The sequence below is a fragment of the Skermanella sp. TT6 genome (genome assembly GCF_016653635.2).
GTDB classification, from domain to species: domain Bacteria; phylum Pseudomonadota; class Alphaproteobacteria; order Azospirillales; family Azospirillaceae; genus Skermanella; species Skermanella cutis.
Genome location: NZ_CP067420.1, coordinates 5,854,019 through 5,874,717, shown reverse-complemented (window position 1 = coordinate 5,874,717; position 20,699 = coordinate 5,854,019). Strand labels below are relative to the sequence as shown.

Genomic DNA, 20,699 nt, shown 5'->3' with positions numbered 1-20,699 from the left:
CGGCGACCGCCCTCCGGCGGTCCCGCGCCATCGCGGTAATATGAAGGCTCTGACTCCTGCCGCCGTCACCCGCGCCGGCAGGTCTCTCCGCTTACTCCGCCTTGCCGTCCCGACATTCCGCCCCCACCCACGTGGTGGTCCCGCCGGTCGCTTTCCCAGTCACCTCAGCGCCGACGGTCGGTTCCAGGCTTCGCCATGAATGAGCAGGCTCGCCGAGCCACCCCGCCGAAACGGGTTCGTCATCCTACGGACCGCCGGTTCGCCTCAGGTTGCTCCCCACCCCGCTTCGCGGCGACGCAGTTACCTTCGGCTTCGAAGTCGTGACCTCCTTCGGTGCGGACTTGCACCACACTGACAAAACGTCCTCACGGACGCACTCATAGCCGGGCTTGACCCGGCTATCTCCCGCTGGCGGCAGCGAGGCGCCTGCATGCCGGACGATGACCGGGTCAAGCCCGGTCATGACGGAAGAGGGAAGCGGGTGCGCCGTAGCGGGAGGGGGAGCGGAGGCAGTGGCGGAGAGAGACGCGGGGCAGTGGCGGAGTGGGGAAAGCGCCCGTCACTTCATCAAGTCCTCGTACAGGTCCCTCCACTCCGGATTCGCGGCGACGATCAGCGCGACTTTCCAGGCCCGCGGCCAATGCTTGATGTTCTTCTCGCGCTGGATTGCCCTACCGATGTCGTCGTGCCGCTCGATCCAGACCAGACGCTGGATGTTGTAGCGTTTCGTGAAACCATCCGACGTGCGTTCACGGTGCTCGTAGGCGCGCCGGGCAAGATCGGCAGTGACGCCGACATACAAAGTACCCTCAGGCCGGTTCGCCAGCATGTATACCCAGCCGCCGAGTTCCACGAACATTCCCCATCGTTCTGATTACCACATAAGTGGCAAAATTGTTACGGTCTCAGGTTGTCTACCGCAGCGCGATAGAAAGCATTTGCGACTCATACCCCGAAAATCACAACAATAGGCCGAACGGTCGATAGACCAGAAGTCATTACGGGGAAAACCGATGCGCAAGCTCCTTCTCGCCACGACCGCCACCGCAGCCGTCTGCGCGTTCGCCGCGCAGGCCCAGGCGCAGGTCACCGTCACCCTTGGCGGCTACACCGAGTTCTTCGCCGCGACCTTCGACGACGACACCGGGTCCGATCGCACCAGCCGGGAGTTCCAGCTCGAGACCGAGATCGTCGTCCGGGCGGACGGCAAGGCCGACAACGGCCTGCTGTACGGCGCCAAGATCGAGTTGCAGAACAGCACGCCCAACCCCGGCACCGGCGTCGGCACCGACGAGGCGTCGGTTTACCTGGGCGGCACCTGGGGTCGGCTGGAACTGGGCGACTTCGACGGCGCCGCCGACACCCTGAAGATCTATGCCCCCGTGGTCGGCGTCGAGCAGATCGACGGCGACTATGTCGACTTCGCGGGCGGCCAGCCGAACTTCGGCATGCATATCCCGAACAGCGGCGACTCGACCAAGATCATGTACCTGACCCCGCGCATCGCGGGCTTCCAGGCCGGTGCCAGCTACACGCCGGAAGCCGGTGACGAGGCGCAGCGCGTCGTCCCGCTCAAGACGCTCAGCACCTACAAGGACGTCGGCGAGTTCGGCGTCAACTATACGGGCGAGTTCGGGGGCTTCGGCGTGGCGCTCGGCGCCACCCTGACCACCGCGTCCAGCGGCACGAACAGCGGGGTCGAGGACTTCACCGCCTGGAACCTGGGCGCCCAGTTCACCTTCGGCGGCTTCGCCTTCGGCGGCGGCTACGTCGATGCGGGCGACTTCCTGCTGCCGACCACGGGCGCCATCGACGACGACCAGACCGCATGGCACGTGGGCGCCAGCTACACCGTCGGCCCCGTCGCCGTCGCCGCCAGCTACCTGAATGCCGAAGGCTATACCGGGGCGTACGGCGGTTCGACCGACTACAGCGACGACTATCAGGCCTTCAGCGTGGGTGCCACCTATGCCCTCGCCCCCGGCATGATCCTGGAGACCGAAGTCACCTTCTTCGAGGACGACGTCCTGACCGGCACCCGCGGAGCCACGGTCAAGGGCAGCAACGACGGCTACGTCTTCGTAGTCGGCACCCGCCTGGACTTCTGATCCCGGCGGCAACCATACAGGTTCAGCGAAAGCAGGAACGGCGGCATCCCCGGATGCCGCCGTTCTTCTTTGCCGGCGGCCTGAAACGGCGTGTGTTGAATGCGCCACAGTGTGGGCGCTTCTACACGGCCGATGGTAATAGCGGATTGCAAGGATTACCCATAAAGGATTATCCAAAATCGCATCCCCGAAAGATTGGGTAGTTCAAAGGTTTCCAGAGGGAGTCAAAACAATGAGGAACATCCTCCTCGCCACCACCGCGCTCGCCGCCGTCGCCGGCTTCGCTTCCGCCGCCAACGCCCAGATCAAGGTCACCCTGGGCGGCTACACCGAATTCTTCGCGGCCATCTACGACAACAGCCTGATCAACGGCACCGACCGCGAGTTCCAGCTCGAGACCGAAATCGTGGTTCGTGCCGACGGCAAGGCCGACAACGGCCTGCTGTACGGTGCCAAGATCGAGTTGCAGAACGGCGTTCCGACCGCCGGCACCACGGGTGTCGGCACCGACGAGGCGTCGGTCTATCTCGGCGGCTCCTGGGGTCGGCTGGAACTGGGCGACTTCGACGGCGCCGCCGACACCCTGGCGATCTTCGCCCCGCTGACCGGCGTGGAAGCCCTCGACGGCGACGGCATTGACTTCCTCGCCGTCACCGGCGTCTCCTTCGCCGGCAAGACCGGCACCTTCGAGCTGGGCCGCACGCCGTGGGGCGCCGCCATCAAGGCGCCGGACAGCGGCGACGCGACCAAGATCATGTACCTGACCCCGCGCTTCATGGGCTTCCAGGCAGGCTTCAGCTACGCGCCGGAGAACGGCGACGAAGCTCAGAACGTCATTACCACCAAGAACTCGCGGGACTACTCCGACTTCCTGGAGTTCGGCATCAACTACGTCAACACCTTCGACGGCGTGTCAGTCTCCGCCTCCGCCACCGGCACCAGCGGCAATGGCAAGGGAAATACCTTCACGTCGACTACGACTCCCGCGAGGACCGGAACGGCTGTGGTGAACGGAGTTGAGGTACCTGTGAACCTTCCAGCGGTAACGACCACTACCACAAACCCCGCCCTGAAGAACTTCACGGCTTGGCAGCTCGGCGCCCAAGTCGGATATGCCGGCTTCAAGTTCGGCGGCAGCTACATCGACGCCGATGACTTCAACGTTCCGGTCGGCACCAATAGCGGCGACCAGCACGCCTGGAACGTCGGCGCTACCTATACCACCGGTCCGGCCACCGTCGGCCTCTTCTACTCGGACTCCGAGGGCTACAAGCGCGCTCCCGGCACCTACGCCGACAGCTACGAGCTCTACGGCATCAGCGGCACCTATGTCCTGGCGCCGGGCTTCCTGATCCAGTCCGACCTGCTGTACCTCGAAGAGGACCTGAAGACGAGCGCCGCCGCGACGGCCGCCGCCAACAAGGTCAGCACCGACGGCTACGTCTGGGTCGTCAGCACCCGCCTGAACTTCTAAGAACCGCCCGGCCCTCGCGGGCAGGGGAAGTTCCTGGAGGCTTCGGAACCGGGGCGGTGGTGCGAACCACCGCCCCGTTTTCGTTGGGCAGGCTCTGTCGTCTTGAACCTGACAGCCCTAAAGGTTCGCCCTTATCCAAGCGGCCATGGCTTCCTGGTCCATTTCTCCTGCCGCGACCTTCAGCATGGTTTCGACACACGCCGCATCACTGGCCTTCAATTCCTGGCCATTCAGCTCCAGGAAAAGTTCCATCACCACGAACGCCGTTCGCTTGTTTCCATCGACGAACGGATGATTCCCCGCGACGCCGCAGGCATATGAGGCCGCAAGATCGGCAATGTCCGGTTCGCCGTAATTCTCGAAGTTGAGCGGGTGGGCAAGTGCTGATTCGAGAAACGCAATATCTTTTATTCCCGAAGCGCCGCCGTGTTCCGCAAGTTGCGCTTCGTGAATGGCAATGACAACGTCATGCGAAATCCAGATGCGTTGCATTTATTTTGCGAGCTGACGCAAGACATTCCGCCGCTTTTTCATGATTTTCTCGGCAGCATTCATCTGTGCCTCGAACTCGGGGTTATAGGGTGTCAATTTGTAGCCGTCCGGCGTCTCGGTCAGATAGACGACGTCGCCCTTCTCGACTTTCAGTCGGGAAGTCGCTTCCTTCGGGAAGACCAAGCCGATCGAATTGCCTACCTGGGTGAATTTGAGCGTCAGCATGCCGCATCCTCATGTTATAACGATCGTATGAACGTCACTCTCATGCGGTGGCTGCGTCAAGTCAACTCCAAAACCGCTGCAAGGAGGAAAAAGAAGATCGACCCCGATCCCTGATCACGCCACTTCGACCACCTTCATGTTGGACAAGTCGGTCAGCAACTGGCGCCGGGCCTTCTCGTTCAGGCCGGGATGCGCCTGGGCCAGTTCGGTCTCGGTGAAGCTCTCGCGGCCGACGACCCAGGATACCGGCCCCTCGGCGCCCGGCGGGATCGGCACGGCGCGGCGGTCGTCGCCCAGCTGCCAGCCGGCCGGGCCGCGGGTCACCTTGAGATTGGCGTTGCGGCGGCGCCAGCGCTTCGCCAGGGCGTCGCCGGGCAGGTCGAGCGAGCCCCGGTCGTAGTGGTAGCCCCGCATGAAGGCGGCGAACTGCTGGACGACGGCCGGCTCCCGCACATACTCCGCGACCCGGGCGCCCAGCGCCGCCAGATGCTCGGCCATGGCGCCGTCCGGCGCGTCGGGCCGGGGCACGGTGCGGCGGAACACGGGGTCCTGCACCGCCCGCTCGAACAGCATGGAGATCAGGTCGAGCCCGATCACCGAGGTCAGGCCGAAGGCGATGTGGATCGCGGTCTCGGCCGAGGCCAGCGCGTCGTGGTACCAGCCGCGCGGCAGGTACAGCACGTCGCCCGGCTTCAGCGTGACCTCCAGGCTGACGGGACCCTTGTGCTTGTCGTGGAACTCCTGCCCCAAGGTCTTGAAGAAGGGATGGGCGATCGGGTCCTCGAAATGGCGCTGGTAGATCCGCCAGGTCTTCTGCCCCTCCACATGCAGGGCATAGACGTCGTGGGTGTCGAAATGGCTGCCGAACGCCTGGTGCGCCCGCCACGAGCAATAGAGGTTGGCCTGCGCCTTGCCGCCGACGCCCTGCTCCAGCGCGTTGGCGACCGCCTTCAGGCCGGGGGTCAGGCTGTCGATATCGTTGCACACCAGGGAAGCGCCGCGCCGCAGCCAGGTGCCGACCTTGTCCAGGTCGGCCATCATGGCTTCCCGCCCCTCCCGGTCCAGGCCCGGCCGGCAATAGTCCGGGGCGTCGAGGATGCGGGTGTCGAGCACGAGCTGGAGCGACTTGGACGACCACAGGCCGGACTGGCCGAGCAGCCCCGACAGCGTGCGCCAGTCCATGACCGAGGCCAGCTTGCCGGCGGCACCGGGAATGTGGAGGGGCTTTCGGCCGTGATAGTCGCGGAAGAACTCCTCCGGCGTCAGCGGGTGAAGGATGTCGGCCAGGCTGGCGATCGTCTCGGACATGGGCTCCCTCTCTGGCGGGTCCGATCCGGCCCGGGGGCGAGATCCGGTCAAGCCTTTGTTCGCGGGGGCGGCAGGATCACGGATGGACACGGATAGGCACGGATAGGCACGGATGCGTTTTCTTGCCCATCGAATATCAGTCCGGGGGACGAATCCACCAGGGGGAAATGGTATCCGTGCCCATCCCGTTCATCCGTGATCCCGGCATCTCCGGCGGCAGCGGAGCCGGGGCCGCCATCCGGGTTGGGCCTTGCCGTTTCCCGCCCGATGCGCGACAAGACGGATCATGATGACCAACGATACGCCCATGCCCGAGTCCGGTTCCGACGTCGCCGCCAATCTGGCGGCCGTGCGCAGCGCCATCGCCGAGGCCGCCCGCGAGGCCGGGCGCGATCCCGCCGGCGTCACGCTGGTCGCCGTCGGCAAGGTCCAGCCGGTCGAGAAGCTGGAGGCGGCGCTGGAAGCCGGCCAGCGCGTGTTCGGCGAGAACAGGGTGCAGGAGGCGAAGGCCAAGTTCCCGAGCCTGCGCGAACGCTATCCGGACATCGAGCTTCACCTGATCGGCCCGCTCCAGACCAACAAGGTGAAGGAGGCGGTGGCCCTGTTCGACGTGATCCAGACCGTGGACCGGCCGAAGCTGGCCAAGGCGCTGGCCGAGGAGATGGCGAAGCAGGGCCGTCGGCCGGCCTGCTACGTCGAGGTCAATACGGGGGCGGAGCCGCAGAAGGCCGGCATCCCGCCGGAGGAGGTCGGCGCCTTCCTGGAGACCTGCCGGACCGAATACGGCCTGCCGGTCGCCGGACTGATGTGCATCCCGCCGGCGGACGAGGAGCCCGCCCTGCATTTCGCGCTGCTGTCCGACCTGGCGAAACGCCACGGCCTGCCCGTGGTCAGCATGGGCATGAGCGGCGACTACGGGACGGCGGTACGCTTCGGCGCCACCCATGTCCGCGTCGGCACCGCGATCTTCGGCGCCCGGCCGGCGAAGGAGTAGGGAGGACGGGACAGGGATCGGCGCTTGCGCAAACCTGCGATAGGATGGCTGGACTTGATCCATGGGTGTCCGGCACGGCACTTGCTCATCAACCACTGAGAACGCTTCTAGCGATTGTTTTCTCTTCCGGTTCGTCATCCACGGGCTTGACCCGCGGATCTCAAGGCACGGAGGCTTCGATGCTTCCCGCGAACGATGGCCGGATCAAGTCCGGCCATGACGAAAACGGAGTGTTTCTGCCCAAGATTAATCCTTTCGCAGAGTAAGCAATCTCCATGCCGGACAGCCGTGGATCAAGTCCGGGCATGACGATAAAGGGAAGATGAAGTATTCTGAGCATCAGCTTGGGGTTGATGAGCATTCGCCGTGCCGGACAGCCTTCGGTCGGGATCAGGCGACCGGGCCCGCGACGGACAGGCGGTCGCCCGGGCGGCAGTCGCGCAGGAGGGCCAGCAGGTCGGGCAGCGCCAGGGCGACGCAGCCGGCGGTCGGCTCGTAATCGGGCTTCGCCACATGCATGAAGACGGCGCTGCCCTCGCCGGGGACGACGGGGTCGTCGTTGTGCCCGATCACCACGACGACGTCGTACAGGCCGTCGGCCCGCCACATCTCCTCGTGGCGGGGGGCGAAGGGGAGCTTGACCGGGCGGTTGTAGTCCGGATCTGCGGGGTCGTCGCACCAGCCGTCGTCCGGAGCGATGGGCGCCACGGGAAGCGCGGTTTCGGGAGCGGCCAGCCGGTCCGGGCGGTAGAGCACCCGGCGCAGGGCGAAGCTGCCGACCGGCGTGGCGCCGTCGCCCTCGCGCTTGGCGGCGCTGATGCCGCCGCGGCCGAGCGCGCAGCGGAAGCTGCCGCCGGGCCAGGTCAGGACGCCGTCCCGTGAAACCTCGATATCCATGTCCCTTGCCTATCCGACGCGGGCGATCCGATCAATAGCTGCCGCGGGCCGCGCCGGGGGAGTTGCCGGCTGGTGCGGCGGCGGTGCCGGTGCGGGCGCCCTGGCGGTACTTGTCCAAGGCGTTCATCATCATGTCGGCGACCAGTTCCGGCGGAATCTGGGCCGATCCGCCGGGTGGCCAGCTAGAGGTCTGGGAGGGGGCGGGAGTAGCGGGCGCGGCTGCCGGCTTCTCCGCGGCCTGGGCTGCGGCAAGCTGGGCGGAGGCGCGATGGGCCGGCATCTTCTCCAGGTTGGCGCCCGGCCCGGTCGCGATCGGCGGCGTCGATTTCGGCTGGAGGCCCTCGACGCGCTTGGGCACCGCGAAGAACTTCGAGTCGGACTCGCCCGGCCGGCGGGAGGCGGGAACCGGGTTGGGCATCACCGCGGCCGGGATCAGGATCTCCCCGGCCGGCGCCGCCTCCGCCATGGCCGGCGGGATGGCCGGGACGGCCGGGGTTGCGGGAGGTGCCGCCGCCGTGGCGGGAGCCGGTTCGCCGGGAGGCGGGGCGGAGGGCCGGGGGGTTTCCGCCGACGCGACCTGGGGCGCCTCGGCCGCCGGCTCCCCGTCGCCGGACCCGGTGACCATGGCCATCAGGTGCTCGCCCGGGTCCTTGCCGGTGGTCTCGGCGATGATGGCGCTGCCGACGCCGGCGACCAGGCCGACGATCCCGCCATAGAGGCCGCCGCCGATCACCCGCGACACGCCCTTGATGGTGTCGCCGGTCAGCTCGCGGTAGACCGTGTTGACCACCGGGATGTGCTGGAGCGGATTGACGATGTCGACGAAGTCCCAGAAGGACATCTCGACCTCCCCGGTATCCGGCATCTCGTTCTCGGCGACTCCGTTCGGGACCGGGGTCTCCCAGTTCCGGGGCGTCGCGCGGGTGGCGGTCAGGGTATCGATGGACATGGCATGGCCTCCTGCCCGGACTATCAGCAAGGGGCGTGCCAAGTGCGGAGGGGGCGCGTCCCGCGCCCCGCGGGCTTTGGGACGCCGCCCCTCCCCGGCAAAAGCTGCCGGTGCCCGGAAGATCCTGCCGGTCAGCCGGCGCTGACCGGCACGGGCGGATCCTCCAGCATGTCGCGCTCGGTGGTCTTGTCGGGAAAGGCGCAGAGGTCGCGCACGACGCAGGCGGGGCAGTCCGGCTTGCGGGCCTTGCAGATATAGCGGCCGTGCAGGATCAGCCAGTGGTGGGCGTGGGGCTTCCAGCGGGCCGGCACGTAGCGCACCAGCTTGCGCTCGACCTCCTCCGGTGTCTTGCCGCGCGCCAGCCCGGTGCGGTTGGAGACGCGGAAGATGTGGGTGTCCACCGCGATGGTGGTCTGGCCGAACGCCACGTTCAGAACCACGTTGGCGGTCTTGCGGCCGACGCCGGGCAGGGCTTCCAGCTCCTTCCGCTTGCGCGGCACCTCGCCGCCGTGCTGGGCGACCAGGATCTCCGACAGCTTCATGACGTTCCTGGCCTTGGTGTTGAACAGGCCGATCGTCCTGATGTGGTGGCGAAGCTTCTCCTCCCCCAGGTCGAGCATCTGCCGCGGCGTCTGGACGACCTGGAACAGCGGGCCCGTCGCCCTGTTGACGCCGACGTCGGTCGCCTGGGCGGACAGCACCACGGCGACCAGCAGGGTGTAGGGGTTGGTGAACTCCAATTCGGTCTTGGGCGCCGGGTTGTCGGCGGCAAGACGGCGGAAGAATTCTTCGATGTCGGCTGGCTTCATGGTCCTAGGATATCTCCCGGTTCCGCCCCGCGCCAAGGGCGGACGATCCGTACCGATCGGTCTTTACCATTTCCCCGGACGCATCATATCCTAGTTCCATGACCGCCATTGCCCATGACGATGCCGCGGAACCGCGGATCTTCTTCGACGCGATCCTGCACCCGCACAGGAGCCTGTCGCGGCGGGGATTCGCGATCTTCATGGGGGCCTTCACGGCGATCAGCCTGACGGTCGGCGGGTTCTTCTGGCTCCAGGGCGCCTGGCCGGTCTTCGGCTTCTTCGGGCTGGACATCCTGCTGGTCTGGTGGGCTTTCCGCCGGAGCTACCGCAGCGCCCGCATATACGAGACGGTCCGCCTGACCGAGCGCGAGCTGGTGGTCCATCGGGTCGGCGTGACCGGCGACGACCGGTCCTGGACCTTCCAGCCCCATTGGCTGCGGGTCACCATGGACGATCCGCCCGAGCACGAGAGTCAGGTGACGCTGACCAGCCACGGCCAGACCCTGACCGTCGGCTCCTTCCTGTCGCCGGAGGAGCGGCTGGACTTCGCCAAGGCGCTGAACGAGGCGCTGGGCCGGTGCCGGCGCGTCCATCCCGGCGCCTGACCGGCACCGCAAGAATCGGGTTGGCCCGGCCCCGGAATCGGCGGCATATGCCGTCCATCAATCCGGGGAGGATGAGATGACCGCCGCCGAACTGACCGAAGACCAGGACCTTCGCAGCCACTACGCCGCCATCGCCGCCGCGATCGACCGGATCGTGGACGGCTACCAGGACCAGCCGTCGCTGGAGGACATGGCCGCGGCGGCGAACATGAGCCCGTTCCATTTCCAGCGCGTGTTCAAGCGCTGGGCCGGGATCAGCCCCAAGCGGTTCGCCCAGTTCGTGACGCTGGGCCATGCCAAGCGCCTGCTCGACGCGGACGGCAGCGTGCTGGACACCGCGCTGGAGGTCGGGCTGTCCGGTCCCAGCCGCCTTCACGACCTGTTCGTCGCGTGCGAGGCGATGACCCCCGGCGACTACAAGGCCGGGGCCGCCAGCCTGACGGTCCGCTGGGGCCTGCACGACAGCCCGTTCGGGCGCGCGCTGATGGCGGCCACGCCGCGCGGGCTGTGCTGGCTGAGCTTCGTGATCGACGGCGACGAGCGGGGGGCGATCGCCACCTTCCTGGAGGAATGGGGCGAGTCCCGGCTGGTCGAGGACCCCGCCGCCACCGCCGCGATCGCGGACCGGGTCTTCGGCGGCGGTGCCGCGGCAAGCGAGGGGCCGGAAGAGGCGATCCCGCTGGTGCTGCGCGGCACCAATTTCCAGATCAAGGTCTGGGAGGCGCTGCTGCGCATTCCCGTCGGCCGGTTCGTCAGCTACCAGGACCTGGCCCGCGCGGTCGGCCGGCCGGAGGCGCCGCGCGCCGTCGGGGCCGCCGTGGGACGCAACCCGATCAGCCTGATCATCCCGTGCCACCGGGTGATCCTGAAGTCGGGCGTCGTCCACAATTACCGCTGGGGCGTGTGCCGCAAGAAGGCCCTGCTGGCCTACGAGGCGGCCCGCGCCGCGGGATAGGCCCGATTTACTTCGGCGCGAGGCGCAGGGCGCCGTCCAGGCGGATGACGTCGCCGTTCAGCATGACGTTGCCGATGATGTGCAGCGCCAGGTCGGCGTATTCGCCCGCGTCGCCGAAGCGGTTGGGGAACGGCACCGAGGCGGCGAGGCTGTCCTGGACCTCCTGCGGCATGGTCAGCAGCATCGGCGTGGCGATCAGGCCCGGCGCGATGGTCATGACCCGGATGCCGGAGCGCGCCAGCTCGCGCGCGGCCGGCAGGCCCAGCGCGATCACGCCGCCCTTGGACGAGCCGTAGGCGGCCTGGCCGATCTGGCCCTCGAACCCGGCGACCGAGGCCGTGTTGATGATGACGCCCCGTTCCGACGTTTCCAGCGGGTCGAGCTTGCTCATGTCGTAGGCGGCCAGCCGCATCACGTTGAAGGTGCCGACCAGGTTGATGTCCACCACCCGCTTGAAGGCGGCGAGGTCGAGCGGCCCCTCGCGGCCGACGATGCGGCCGGGCGTCGCCACGCCGGCGCAGCTGATCGCGATGCGGGCCGGGCCGTGGGCCTCGCGCGCCGCGGCGAAGGCCGCCTCGGTGCTGGCGGCGTCGGACACGTCGCATTGGACCGCGATTCCGCCGATCTCGTCGGCCACCGCCTGGACGGCATCGACGTTGAGGTCGAACAGGGCGACCTTGGCCCCTTCCGCCGCGAGGCGCCGGGCCGTCTCCGCCCCCATGCCCGAGCCGCCGCCGGTGATGATGGCGGCATGATTCCTGACCTTCATCGGTCGTCCTCCCTTCATTCTGTTGGATCGGCCCGCTCTTTAGCAGAGTGGGCGGGCGAATGCAGCACCCGGGCGGGGGATGGACGGAACAGCCCGCCGCCCTAGCTTGTCACCGGTCATGCTGTCCGATACTCCCCGTCCCGCCCTCGCGCTCGGCTTCGCCGGGCTGATCCCCTTCTACCTGGGAGCGGCCGCCGTCTGGCTGGCGCCGCTGCCCTGGAACGTCCATGCGCTCCAGGTCCAGGTCCTCTATGCCGCGACCATCCTGTCGTTCCTGGGCGCCGTCCACTGGGGCCTGGCGCTGGCGAACCGGGGCGGCGATCCCCCGTCCCCCGGCGACCCGGCGCCCGCCATGACCTGGGCCCGCCTGGGCTGGAGCGTGGTGCCGGCATTGGTGGCCTGGGTCGCCGTCGTCCTGACGGCGGTGCCGGCGCTGGTCACCTTCATCGTGGCCTTCGCCGGCATGTATCTCGGCGACCGCGCCGCCGTGCGGGCCGGCCACGCGCCCGCCTGGTACCTGCCGATGCGCGGGATCCTGACCCTGCTGGTGATCCTGGCGCTCGCGCTGTCGCTGGTCCGGGTGCTGCTGGGGCTGGCGCCCGGCCCGGTCGCCGGCTAGCGCCCGGGGTCCCGGACGCTGGCCGAGGCCGCGGCGGCCGTCCGCTCCCGGCGGGCCAGCGACGCCTCCCGCTGGGCGATGTAGATGGTGGAGCCGGCGATGATCCCGGCGCCGACCCAGCTCCACAGGTCCATGGTCTCGCCGAACATGACGTAGCCGAGCAGCGCCGCGAAGGGCAGCTTGGTGTAGTCGAACGGCATCATCGCGGAGGCGTCGGCCATGTGGAAGGCGCGGGTCAGCGACAGGTGGCCCAGGGTCGCGACGCCGCCCATGGCGACCAGCCAGACCAGCATCCCCCAGCTCGGCCAGGACCAGACGAACAGCGCCGGGACCAGCGACATCGGCGTCAGGAACAGCACCATGTAGGTCACCATGGCGGTGGTCGACTCGGTGCGCGCCAGCGCCTTGACCTGGAGCGCCGACGCCGCGCTGAAGCAGGCCGACACCAGCACCAGCACCGCCATCAGGTCGATGGCATCCGCATCGGGCCTGACGATCACGAGGACGCCGAGGAACCCCACGACGGTGGCGGTCCAGCGCCGCAGCCGGACCACCTCGCCCAGGAAGAGCGCTGCGCCCACGGTGGCGAACAGCGGCGTGGTGAAGTTGAGCGCCACCGCCTCCGCCAGGGGCATCACGCTGATCGCGTAGAACCAGGTCAGCATGGCGGCCAGCCCGGTCAGGGCGCGCGTCGAGTAGAGGCCCCACTTGCGGGTGCGCAGGCCGCCCAACCCCGCGCGCATCAGCCAGGGCAGCATGAAGGCCAGGCTGAAGAAGTTGCGGAAGAAGGTGACCTGGAACGGATGCAGCTCGGTCGAGGCGTGGCGGATCAGCAGGTTCAGCACCGAGAACAGGGCCGCCGCCGTGACCATCCACAGCGCCCCCTCCACCGTGACGGAAAGCTTGGACGGGAACAGGCGGGTGCTGAAGAAAGCCAATGGAAAGGACTGCCGGGTCTCTGCGGGAAAGGGAGGCGGCGTGAAGGATGCCTGTGCGACACTATGCCCGCATCGCTCCGGACGACCAACCGGCCGCAACCCCGTAGAACTGCGCGGAGCGCAAGTCTGCCATGCGGCAGGCCGGTTTCCGCGGCGGCCGGCCTATGCTGGGCCGGCAAGCAATCGAATCGGGAGGAGAAGGAAGATGCAGTTCCTGGTGATCGCCTATGACGGGACCGACGAAGCGGCGCTGGACCGGCGCATGGCGGTCCGCGAGGCCCATATCGAGGCCGCCCGCGCCATGAAGGCGGACGGCAGCATGATCGTCGGCGGCGCCATCCTGGACGACGAGGGGCGCATGATCGGCTCCTCCTGCATCGTGGAGATGCCCGACCGGGCGGCGGTGGATGCCTGGCTGGCCCGCGACCCCTACGTCACCGGCAATGTCTGGCAGAAGATCGAGGTGCGCCCGTTCCGCTGCGCGCCGCTGGCATAGTTGCACGCGGCGATACAGTCCATCCACCGGTCGGTGGATTATGCCGGCGGATGATCGGGTCCATAGTGGGGGCATGTGATCGTCCCCCTTGCCGGAGCCTTGGCATGTCCCGTTTCCCCAGCCTGTTCGTCTCGCACGGTTCGCCCACCCTGGCCCTGGAGCGGGGCGGCGCCGCCGATTTCCTGCGCGGCTACGGCGAGCGGCTGGGGAGGCCGGAAGCGATCCTGGTGGTGTCCGCCCATTGGGAGACCGCGGCGCCGGCGGTCGGCACCAGCCCCGCGCCGGGAACCATCCACGATTTCCGGGGCTTTCCGGAAGCCCTTCACCGGATCCGCTATCCCGCTCCGGGTGCTCCGGACATGGCGGCGGAGGCGGCGCGCCGGGTGGAGGCCGCGACGGGGCGGCCGGTCGGGCTCGACCCGGAACGGGGACTCGACCATGGCGCCTGGGTGCCGCTGTCGCTGATGTATCCCGCCGCCGACGTCCCGGTCGCCCAGCTCTCGATCCTGCGCGACGGCGGCCCGGCCGACCATCTGGCGCTGGGCGAGGCCGTCCGCCCGCTGCGGGACTCGGGCGTGCTGGTGCTGGCGTCGGGCAGCGCCACCCATAACCTGTACGAGTTCAGGGGCAATGCCCACGACGCGCCGGCGCCGGACTGGGTCTCGGGGTTCGGCGAGTGGCTGGCCGAGGCGATCCGCGACGGCCGCACCGCCGATCTGCTGGACTACCGCCGGCAGGCTCCCTTCGCGGAACGCAACCATCCGACCGAGGAGCACCTGATGCCGCTGTTCGCGGCGATCGGCGCCGCGTCGGAGCCGCGCGGCGCCCGCGTCCATGCCGGCCATGCCTTCGGGGTGCTGGCGATGGATGTCTACGAGTTCGCGTGACGGGCCGGGGCGATCCGAAGAACAGGGGGCGCGGCGGAACGGATTTGCCGGGATTGTGTTCGAAATTGAACCTGTTCCGGCTGCCGAGCGGATGTTCCCTTGGAAATCAGAGACGCGACCTACGACCGCCTGCTCGACATCTGGGGTCGGCTGAGGACGAACCTGTGGTTCGTTCCCGTGCTGATGACGGTGGGAGCCCTGGTCCTGGCGGTGTTCGCGCTGGGGGTCGACGCCAACCTGATGGGCTCGCGCGAGCGCGTCTGGTGGCTCTACAGCGGCAAGGCGGAGAATGCCAGCGACCTGCTGTCCACGCTGCTGTCGTCGATCATCACCATGGCGACCCTGGCGATCTCGATCACCATGGTGGTGCTGACCCTGGCGGCCAGCCAGCTCGGGCCGCGCCTGATCCGGAACTTCATCGGAGACAGCCGCACCCAGGCGGCGCTGGGCTTCTTCGTGATGACGATCGTCTACCTGCTGCTGGTCTACCGGCGGGTCGACGACCACCTTGACGCCGAGAAGGTGCCCAACGTCGCCATCACGGTCGGCTCGGCCCTGTCGCTTGCCTGCATCTTCCTGCTGCTGTTCTACGTCCACCATCTCGCCAGCTCGATCGTCTCGGACACGGTGATCAACCGGGTCGGCGACGAACTGGACGAGGTGGTGCGGCGCCTCCTGCCGGAGCCGGGCGCGCTCCCCCGGCAAGACCTGCGCACCGGCGGGGACGACCCGGACGCCGGCGGCGCCGACCTCAGCCTGCCCCGGGGAGGCTATGTCCAGACCATCGACCATGGCGCGCTGGTGGCGCTCGCGCGCGAGCACGACGTCGTCCTGACGCTGCGGTTCCGCGCGGGATGGCACCTGCTGGCCGGGGGCCGCCACGCCTCCTTCGCCCCGCGCGACCGCTCCGGCGACGGGATCGCCCGGGGCCTCGCGGCCGCGGTGGTGGTCGGCGCGGACCGCACGCCGACCCAGGACATCGAGTTCAGCATCCGCCAGCTGGTCGAAGTGGCGCTGCGCGCGCTGTCGCCCGGAATCAACGATCCCTATACCGCCGTGGCGGTGATCGACCGCCTGGCGGCGTCCCTGGCGCTCGCCATGGGGCGCGACATGGAGCCGGCGCTGCACCGGGACGAGGACGGGAAGGTCAGGCTGATCGCTCACCCCGCCACCTTCACCGGGCTGGTCGACCGCTCGTTCAACGAGATCCGGCAGGCCGCCGCCGGGCAGGCCGCCATCCTGATCCACCTGCTCGACACCATCGCGCGGCTGGCCTTCCACGTCCGGACCCCGGAGCACCGCGACGCGCTGGCCCGCCACGCCGCGATGATCGCGTCCTCCGGCCAGCGGAACCTGGAGGAGGAGCAGGACAGGGCCGAGATCGCCGACCGGCACGAGGCGGCGCTGGCCGGCCTGATCGCCACCGACGTGTGACGGCAGGCCGGCCAGATCCCCGGGCCGAGATCCCCGGGGCGTCAGGCGTCCTCGAAGAACTCCACCACGCCGTCGTCCAGACCGTAGCGCGCGCCGACGATCTTCAGCTTGCCGGCCTCCAGCGGATCGAGGAGCATCGGCTCCGATTCGCGCAGCCGCCGGACGATCCGCCGGACGTTGGACCGGACCGCGTTCTCCACCATGTCGCCGGACCCGTCGCGCACGGCCAGGACCGCGGGGATGATCGGCTCGATCATCCTGCCGATGCTGCCGGGGTACCGGGCGTTGTCGCGCACCACCGACACCGCGGCGGCGACCGCGCCGCACCGCTGGTGGCCCATCACGACGACCAGCGGGACGCCCAGTTCCGCCACCGCGTACTCGATGCTGCCCAGCGCCGAGGTGTCCACGGTATTGCCCGCGTTGCGCACGATGAACAGTTCCCCCAGGCCCCGGCCGAACAGCAGCTCGGGCGGCACGCGGCTGTCGGAGCAGCTGACCAGCACGGCGAACGGCGTCTGGCCGCGCGCGATCTCGATCCGGCGGTCGCGGTTCTCGCCGGCCCGGTAGGCGCTGTCGGTGCGGAAGTTGCGGTTGCCCTCCTTCAGCAGTTCGAGCGCCTGGTCGGGCGTCAGGTCGGTCCTGGCGGCCGGGCCGGCCGCGAAGGCCGTGCCGACCGGAAGGATGGCGCCGGCGAGGACCCCCGCCGCGGCACCGCCGCAGGTCCTCTTGAAGAATGCGCGCCTTGACTTGTCTATCCCGGTCACTGTCGTTTCCCCCTTCGTGATCTGATTTCCCCATGCGGCGGAGCCCTTGTCCGAAGTCCCCCGCCGCCTTTGCAACAGGATGTGTGGCCCGGAGTCCCCGCTTCCGGCCCAATCGTTGCCACGGCCTGGTGTAATCGGGCAGGATCATGGATATCAACCTTTGGTTTGTTGCTTCCCGGCCGCGAACCCGGGCAACACAGTCCCTTGGGAACGATCGGCCGATCCGGCGGGCTTCGCCGAAGATGACAGCTAGGGACGGAAGCGCATGTGGAAGAAAACCCAACCCCTCTCCCACGAGGACATCGTGGCGATCTATGACGTGCTGCTCGGCCGGCGGCCGGAGAGCGAGAGCGTCATCGAGAATTATCGCCGCATGGGGTCCGCCGCCGCGGTCGTGCGCGCCATCGGGCAATCCGGGGAATTCGCCGGGAGGCGGATGTCGAGCCCCTTCCACCACTATCACGCCAGCTTCGACGCCCAGGAGGTCATGCGCCGGCATGCGGCGCCGCGGCTGGAGCCGCGCGACGGCCATCTGACCAACTTCCTCGGCGTCGTCATCCACAGCAAGTTCCTGCCCGGGATCCTGGGCGACCGGGCCGGGCAGGTCGAGGACATCCCGATCCCGGCCAACTGGCATGCCGACATCGCCGAATGGGGTGCCGCCCTGCGCGCGGTCGAGCTGGCCCGGGATAGCTTCACCATGGCCGAGCTGGGCTGCGGCTGGGGCTGCTGGATGAACAATACCGGGGTCGCCGCCCGGCGCCTGGGCCTCAAGCCGCACCTGATCGGCGTCGAGGGAGACCCGGGACACATCGCCTTCGCGCGCGAGGCCTGCGCCTCCAACGGTTTCGCGGAGGACGAGGTCACCCTGTTCCACGGCATCGCCGCCGCCGCGCCGGGCACCGCCCTGTTCCCGCGCCAGAAGACCTCGGGCATGGAATGGGGGCTGGAGCCCATCTTCAACGCGACGGAGGAGGAGCGCCGCCGGGCGCTTGCCGCGGGGAGCCACGACGAGCTGCCGATGATCCCGCTGGACGAGGTGATCGGCGACCGCGAGCGGCTCGACCTGCTGCATGTCGATATCCAGGGCGGCGAGGCCGACCTGGTGGACTCCTGCATCGACGTCCTGTCGCGCCGGGTGGCCTACATGGTGATCGGCACCCATTCGCGGCAGATCGAGGGGCGCCTGATGGACAGCCTGCTCGGTGCCGGATGGAACCTGGAGATGGAGCGGCCGGCCATCATCCGGCTGTCCGAGGGCGCGCCGCTGACCCTGGTGGACGGCGTGCAGGGCTGGCGCAACACCGCCCGCTGACGTCCCGGCGGGCTATTCCGCGGCTTGCGCCATCGCGGGCGGGGCCAGGGCCGGCCGGGCAACCGAGCCCGGTTCCGCCACCAGGGTCCCGACCAGTTCGCGCAGCCGCTGGGCGATGCCGCCGATCGCCGCGGCCGTGGCCGCGAGCTGGTCGGCCCGGACATTGGTCGCCTCCGCCGCGCCGCGCATCGCCTGGACCTCCGCGGTGACGCGGCTGCTGTCGGATGCCGCCGTCTCGGCGATCGCGAGGGCCCCGCGCGCGGCCTCGGCCACCTCGCCGATCGAGCCGGCGACGTTGGACGATTCGCCGCTGGCGTTGGCCATGCTCTCGGCGATGTGCTGTGCGGCGTCGGCCTGTTCGGCCAGCGCCGCCGAGACCGAGCGGACCGCCTCGTCCAGGGTGCCGACCACCTCGGTGATGGTCCGGATCACCGACACGGCCTCCCCCGCCTCGCCCTGGATGGCGCCGACCTTGCCCTCGATGTCCTCGACCGCGCGGGCGGTCTGGCCGGCGAGGTTCTTGACCTCCTGCGCCACCACGGCGAAGCCCTTGCCGGCCTCCCCGGCCCTGGCCGCCTCGATGGTGGCGTTGAGCGCCAGCAGGTTGGTCTGCCCGGCGATCTCGCGGATCAGGCGCAGCACGTCGCCGATCGCCCCGGCGGCGACGCTCAGCTGGTCGACCGTCGAGGAGGCCCGGCCGGCCTGGTCCATGGCCCGCTCCACCACCTGCCTGGCCGCCGCCATGCCGGTCTCGATCGAGAAGATCCGTTCGGTCACCCGCCGGGTATCCGCGGCGGCGGCCTCGATATGGGCCGACATGCTGGCCGCGCTGCGGTCGATGCTGTCGGCGTTGGCCCGGACGCCGCCGACGGCGTCGGTGATCCTGACCATGTCCTCCGCCATGGTGCCGGTCGAACGCGACACCGAGGCGGCCTTCGCGGTGGCATCGTGCGCCTGGGCGGCCAGGTCGGACGACAGCGCCATCAGGCCGTCGGCCGCCCGCGACAGGTCGCGCGCGCCGTCCGCGACGCCGCCGACGATCGCCTCGATGTTGTCGATCAGCCGGTTGTAGGCGTAGGCCAGCTCCGACGCCTCGTCGCCGCTGCCCTCCTCCAGCCGCACCTTCAGGTCGGCGCCGCCGCGCGACAGCGCCAGCATGTTGTTCAGGAGCTGGCCGGTGCCCAGCGTGGCGCCGTGCTCCGCCTCGTTCAGGCCCAGCAGCTCCTCCTCCCGCGAGACCCGCATGCCGCCGGCCAGGTTGCTGTTGAGCAGCCTGAAGAAAAGGTACGAGACGCCGAAGCCCCAGGCGAAGGCGACCGCCACCCCCTGCGCCTGGATCAGGAACTGGGACAGGGCGTCGCCCGCCGGGAGCTTGTCGGAGGCCGCGAAGAAAGCCGTCATCAGCGTACCCCAGGCGCCGCAGACGCCATGGACCGGGACCGCGCCGACCGCGTCGTCCAGCTTGAACACACGTTCCAGCAGCTCGCCCGCCACCAGGACGACGAGACCGCTCGACAGCCCGATGAAGACGGCCCCGCCGGAGGTGACCGCGTCGCACCCGGCGGTGATCCCGACCAGCCCGCCGAGCACGCCGTTGATCACCCGGTCGACCCGCCAGTTGTGGTCGACCAGCCGGCCGGCGAACATGCCGGACAGGCCGCCCATGGCGCCGGACACGATGGTGTTGAACACGATGTGGGCGAACTGCGGCGTGCCGGCCAGGGTCGAGCCGCCGTTGAAGCCGATCCAGCCGACCCACAGGATCAGCGCGCCGGAGGTCGCCAGCACCGGGCTGTGGCCGTGGATCTTGACCGGCCGGCCGTGCCGGTCGAACCGGCCGATCCGGGGACCCATCACGATCACGGCCGCCAGCGCCACCCAGCCGCCGATCGAATGCACCACCGTCGATCCCGCGAAGTCGATGAAGCCCTGGCTGCCCAGGAAGGCGTGGTTGCCCGTGTCCAGCAGGTTGCCCCAGGCCCAGTGGCCGAACACCGGGTATATGACCGCCGAGACGAAGACCGTCGCCCAGAGATAGCTGCCGAACCGCATCCGCTCCGCCACGGCGCCGGACACGATGGTGGCCGCGGTGCCGCAGAACACGAGCTGGAAGATGAAGAAGGCGTAGTCCCAGTCGCTGGAGTGGTTGAACAGCATCATGCCGGTGCTCCAGCCGATCAGGCCGGCCTGGTCGGCGCCGAACATCAGGGCGAATCCGACCATCCCGAAGATGCCCACGGCCAGGACGAAATCGACCAGGTTCTTCTGGGCGACGTTGACCGAGTTCTTGGAGCGCACCAGCCCGGCCTCGAGCAGCAGGAACCCGACCTGCATCAGCATGACGAGGGCCGCGGCCGCCATGACCCAGACATAGTTGAGGTTGGTCTGGAAGGTCTCCACCGCGGCCAGCCGGGCCGCCAGGTCGCCGGCCGTGTCGGCCGCCTGGGCCAGCGCGGGACCGGCCTGAAGGACCGATGAGGACAGGACCGCCAGCATCACGGCCAGGGGTCGCCGGAATATCGGCCGGATCGGGCGGCGGGAAACATGAACAGAATGGTTTGAATTGATGATGGCGCAAGGAGCCTGAATTATCGCCGACCGCATTATCAACTCCCCTGAATGGCATCAATGAATGGCATCTAAGTAAAGCATCGCCGC

21 protein-coding genes are annotated in these 20,699 nt (G+C 68.8%); 10 read left to right on the top strand and 11 right to left on the bottom strand.

The genetic code is table 11. From position 1 onward, the window contains the following. Positions 1-559: 559 nt before the first annotated feature. Positions 560-859 (bottom strand): GIY-YIG nuclease family protein, encoded by a 300-nt coding sequence (locus IGS68_RS27470; protein ID WP_201076153.1) that lies wholly within the window; start codon positions 857-859, stop codon positions 560-562. A 154-nt stretch (positions 860-1,013) separates the two neighbouring features. On the opposite strand from IGS68_RS27470, the gene IGS68_RS27465 reads away from it, so the two are divergent. After that, a complete protein-coding gene (locus tag IGS68_RS27465) occupies positions 1,014-2,108 on the top strand; it encodes a porin (RefSeq protein WP_201076151.1) in 1,095 nt (364 codons plus the stop codon). 232 nt (positions 2,109-2,340) lie between these two features. Then, positions 2,341-3,582, top strand: coding sequence for a porin (locus IGS68_RS27460; protein ID WP_201076149.1), 1,242 nt, complete (start codon positions 2,341-2,343; stop codon positions 3,580-3,582). A gap of 117 nt (positions 3,583-3,699) precedes the next feature. Here IGS68_RS27460 and IGS68_RS27455 read toward each other — a convergent pair whose 3' ends face one another. The 3 genes from IGS68_RS27455 to IGS68_RS27445 form a co-directional block, all read right to left on the bottom strand. Beyond that, positions 3,700-4,074: a type II toxin-antitoxin system death-on-curing family toxin gene (locus IGS68_RS27455; protein ID WP_201076147.1), complete on the bottom strand. Its 375-nt coding sequence runs from the start codon at positions 4,072-4,074 to the stop codon at positions 3,700-3,702. Further along, the gene (locus IGS68_RS27450) at positions 4,075-4,299 is read right to left on the bottom strand and encodes an AbrB/MazE/SpoVT family DNA-binding domain-containing protein (RefSeq protein ID WP_201076145.1); all 225 of its coding nucleotides are present in this window, start codon (positions 4,297-4,299) and stop codon (positions 4,075-4,077) included. A gap of 114 nt (positions 4,300-4,413) precedes the next feature. Further along, on the bottom strand, positions 4,414-5,607 hold the full coding sequence (locus tag IGS68_RS27445; protein WP_201076143.1) for a cupin domain-containing protein: 1,194 nt from the start codon (positions 5,605-5,607) through the stop codon (positions 4,414-4,416). Between the two features lie 286 nt (positions 5,608-5,893). Between IGS68_RS27445 and IGS68_RS27440 the strand changes: the two genes are divergently transcribed. Further along, positions 5,894-6,601, top strand: a complete 708-nt coding sequence (locus IGS68_RS27440) for a YggS family pyridoxal phosphate-dependent enzyme (protein WP_201076141.1) — start codon at positions 5,894-5,896, stop codon at positions 6,599-6,601. 390 nt (positions 6,602-6,991) lie between these two features. Here the strand turns inward: IGS68_RS27440 and IGS68_RS27435 are convergent, their stop codons facing one another. From IGS68_RS27435 to nth, 3 genes are all read right to left on the bottom strand, one after another. Continuing rightward, positions 6,992-7,498 (bottom strand): L,D-transpeptidase family protein, encoded by a 507-nt coding sequence (locus tag IGS68_RS27435; protein ID WP_201076134.1) that lies wholly within the window; start codon positions 7,496-7,498, stop codon positions 6,992-6,994. Between the two features lie 31 nt (positions 7,499-7,529). Next, positions 7,530-8,447: a hypothetical protein gene (locus IGS68_RS27430; protein WP_201076131.1), complete on the bottom strand. Its 918-nt coding sequence runs from the start codon at positions 8,445-8,447 to the stop codon at positions 7,530-7,532. Positions 8,448-8,578: 131 nt separating this feature from the next. Beyond that, the gene (gene nth / locus IGS68_RS27425) at positions 8,579-9,256 is read right to left on the bottom strand and encodes an endonuclease III (protein ID WP_201076129.1); all 678 of its coding nucleotides are present in this window, start codon (positions 9,254-9,256) and stop codon (positions 8,579-8,581) included. A gap of 98 nt (positions 9,257-9,354) precedes the next feature. Between nth and IGS68_RS27420 the strand changes: the two genes are divergently transcribed. Beyond that, complete coding sequence (locus IGS68_RS27420) at positions 9,355-9,861, top strand: DUF2244 domain-containing protein (RefSeq protein ID WP_201076127.1); 507 nt, start codon at positions 9,355-9,357, stop codon at positions 9,859-9,861. A gap of 76 nt (positions 9,862-9,937) precedes the next feature. Beyond that, positions 9,938-10,816, top strand: a complete 879-nt coding sequence (locus IGS68_RS27415) for a methylated-DNA--[protein]-cysteine S-methyltransferase (RefSeq protein WP_201076125.1) — start codon at positions 9,938-9,940, stop codon at positions 10,814-10,816. A 7-nt stretch (positions 10,817-10,823) separates the two neighbouring features. Here IGS68_RS27415 and IGS68_RS27410 read toward each other — a convergent pair whose 3' ends face one another. After that, positions 10,824-11,585 carry an SDR family NAD(P)-dependent oxidoreductase gene (locus IGS68_RS27410; RefSeq protein ID WP_201076123.1) on the bottom strand — a complete coding sequence of 254 codons (762 nt, stop codon included), beginning with the start codon at positions 11,583-11,585 and terminating at the stop codon, positions 10,824-10,826. A 118-nt stretch (positions 11,586-11,703) separates the two neighbouring features. Between IGS68_RS27410 and IGS68_RS27405 the strand changes: the two genes are divergently transcribed. Continuing rightward, complete coding sequence (locus IGS68_RS27405) at positions 11,704-12,204, top strand: DUF3429 domain-containing protein (RefSeq protein WP_201076119.1); 501 nt, start codon at positions 11,704-11,706, stop codon at positions 12,202-12,204. On the opposite strand, the gene IGS68_RS27400 is transcribed toward IGS68_RS27405, so the two are convergent. Continuing rightward, positions 12,201-13,142 (bottom strand): DMT family transporter, encoded by a 942-nt coding sequence (locus IGS68_RS27400; RefSeq protein WP_201076118.1) that lies wholly within the window; start codon positions 13,140-13,142, stop codon positions 12,201-12,203. The two genes, IGS68_RS27405 and IGS68_RS27400, sit on opposite strands and share 4 nt — an antisense overlap. Before the next feature lie 205 nt (positions 13,143-13,347). Between IGS68_RS27400 and IGS68_RS27395 the strand changes: the two genes are divergently transcribed. From IGS68_RS27395 to IGS68_RS27385, 3 genes are all read left to right on the top strand, one after another. Continuing rightward, entirely contained in the window at positions 13,348-13,638 is a 291-nt protein-coding gene (locus IGS68_RS27395; protein WP_201076117.1) for a YciI family protein, read from the top strand. A gap of 104 nt (positions 13,639-13,742) precedes the next feature. Continuing rightward, entirely contained in the window at positions 13,743-14,525 is a 783-nt protein-coding gene (locus IGS68_RS27390) for a DODA-type extradiol aromatic ring-opening family dioxygenase (protein WP_201076116.1), read from the top strand. 99 nt (positions 14,526-14,624) lie between these two features. Next, complete coding sequence (locus IGS68_RS27385; protein ID WP_201076115.1) at positions 14,625-15,959, top strand: DUF2254 domain-containing protein; 1,335 nt, start codon at positions 14,625-14,627, stop codon at positions 15,957-15,959. 41 nt (positions 15,960-16,000) lie between these two features. On the opposite strand, the gene IGS68_RS27380 is transcribed toward IGS68_RS27385, so the two are convergent. Continuing rightward, positions 16,001-16,726 (bottom strand): carbonic anhydrase, encoded by a 726-nt coding sequence (locus IGS68_RS27380; RefSeq protein ID WP_201076114.1) that lies wholly within the window; start codon positions 16,724-16,726, stop codon positions 16,001-16,003. Positions 16,727-16,991: 265 nt separating this feature from the next. On the opposite strand from IGS68_RS27380, the gene IGS68_RS27375 reads away from it, so the two are divergent. Further along, positions 16,992-18,041, top strand: a complete 1,050-nt coding sequence (locus IGS68_RS27375) for a class I SAM-dependent methyltransferase (RefSeq protein WP_201076112.1) — start codon at positions 16,992-16,994, stop codon at positions 18,039-18,041. Positions 18,042-18,053: 12 nt separating this feature from the next. Here IGS68_RS27375 and amt read toward each other — a convergent pair whose 3' ends face one another. Beyond that, positions 18,054-20,537 (bottom strand): ammonium transporter, encoded by a 2,484-nt coding sequence (gene amt, locus IGS68_RS27370; RefSeq protein WP_247881430.1) that lies wholly within the window; start codon positions 20,535-20,537, stop codon positions 18,054-18,056. Between the last annotated feature and the right edge of the window lie 162 nt (positions 20,538-20,699).